Source organism: Nocardioides sp., assembly GCF_031397825.1.
Lineage (GTDB): Bacteria > Actinomycetota > Actinomycetes > Propionibacteriales > Nocardioidaceae > Nocardioides.
Window position 1 is genome coordinate 1 of record NZ_JANNML010000058.1, and the last position, 1,586, is coordinate 1,586.

Below are 1,586 nucleotides of genomic sequence, written 5' to 3' on the forward strand. Positions count from 1 at the left end.
CCACGCGTCGAACTGGCGTCGCGGCTGGCTGCCGCCACCGGGCATCACCACGGCGCCGACGTAGTCGGCCTGGAAGACCCGGAAGGTGGTGTCGGCGAAGTACTCCGTGCACTCGACGAGCTCGAGGCCCATCCGGAGGTCGGGCTTGTCGGAGCCGAAGCGCGCCATCGCGTCGGCGTACGTCATCCGCGGCAGCGGGCGCTCGATGGTGTGGCCGGCCTGCGCCCACATGGCCTCGAGGACGTCCTCCATGAGCGTGATGACGTCCTCCTGGTCCACGAAGCTCATCTCGATGTCGAGCTGGGTGAACTCGGGCTGGCGGTCGGCGCGGAAGTCCTCGTCGCGGTAGCAGCGCGCGATCTGGTAGTAGCGCTCCATGCCGCCGACCATCAGCAGCTGCTTGAACAGCTGCGGGCTCTGCGGCAGGGCGTACCAGCTGCCCGGCGCGAGGCGGGCCGGCACCAGGAAGTCACGGGCGCCCTCGGGCGTCGACCGGGTGAGGGTCGGCGTCTCGATCTCGACGAAGTCGCGCTCGTCGAGCACGTCGCGGGCCGCCTTGTTGATCCTGCTGCGCAGCCGCAGGGCGGCGTTGGGGCCGGAGCGGCGCAGGTCGAGGTAGCGGTGCTTGAGGCGGGCCTCCTCGCCGACCTCGCCGCCCTTGTGGCCGGACGCGTCGTCGATCGGGAACGGCAGCGGGTCGGAGGTCGAGAGCACCTCGATGTCGGACGCCACCACCTCGTAGTGCCCGGTCGGGAGCTGCGGGTTGACGTTGCCCTCGCTCCGCTCCACGACCTCACCGATGACCTTCAGGCAGAACTCACTGCGGAGCGGGTGCGCCACCTCCGGGTCACGAATCACGACCTGGACGACACCCGAGGAGTCGCGCAGGTCGATGAATGCCACCCCGCCGTGATCGCGACGCCGCGCCACCCACCCGGCGAGGGTCACGGTCTGGCCGACGTGCGCAGGCAGCGTCAGGGCGCCGGCGTCATGGGTGCGGATCACTGGTTCTCCTTGGAGTCGATGGTGTCTGGGGCGGTGACGACGGTGCTGATGATGCTGGGCCGCAGGTCGGCCTCGGGTGGCGCCCAGGTGGACGGGTCCGCCTCGACCTGGTCGCCGGATCGGATGTCCTTCACCTGGTGCGTGCCGTCGGACTGGACGAACCAGACGAAGGGGATCCCCCGCCGCTCGGCGAAGCGGATCTGCTTCCCGAACTTGGCGGGTGCAGGGGCGGTCTCGCACGCGATGTCCCGGGCGCGCAGGGACGTCGCGACCGCCGCACTCGCGTCGCGGTCGTCCTCGGTGTTGAGCGCGACGAGCACCACGCTCGGCACGGGCCGGCTGCCGGACAGCACGCCGTCGGCGATGAGGGGGATCAGCGTGCGGGAGACGCCGAAGGACACCCCGACGCCGGGATAGGTCGTACGACCGTCGCTGGCGAGCGCGTCGTAGCGCCCTCCCCCGCCGACCGACTTGAGCCGCTCGTAGCCCGCCATGAAGATCTCCACGACGGTGCCGGTGTAGTAGTCGAGGCCGCGGGCGATGCGCAGGTTGGCCTCCACGTCGACGCGGTCGCCGGCCAC

Annotated in this window: 2 protein-coding genes; both read right to left on the bottom strand. The window is 70.9% G+C overall.

Annotated elements, in window-relative coordinates:
* The coding region (gene aspS / locus RMN98_RS04630) for an aspartate--tRNA ligase (RefSeq protein ID WP_309647629.1) at positions 1 to 1,005 on the bottom strand (1,005 nt) is incomplete at its 3' end.
* Positions 1,002 to 1,586 (bottom strand): ATP phosphoribosyltransferase regulatory subunit (locus RMN98_RS04635; protein WP_309647630.1); only part of this gene is annotated, 585 nt, incomplete at its 5' end. The genes aspS and RMN98_RS04635, both read right to left, overlap by 4 nt.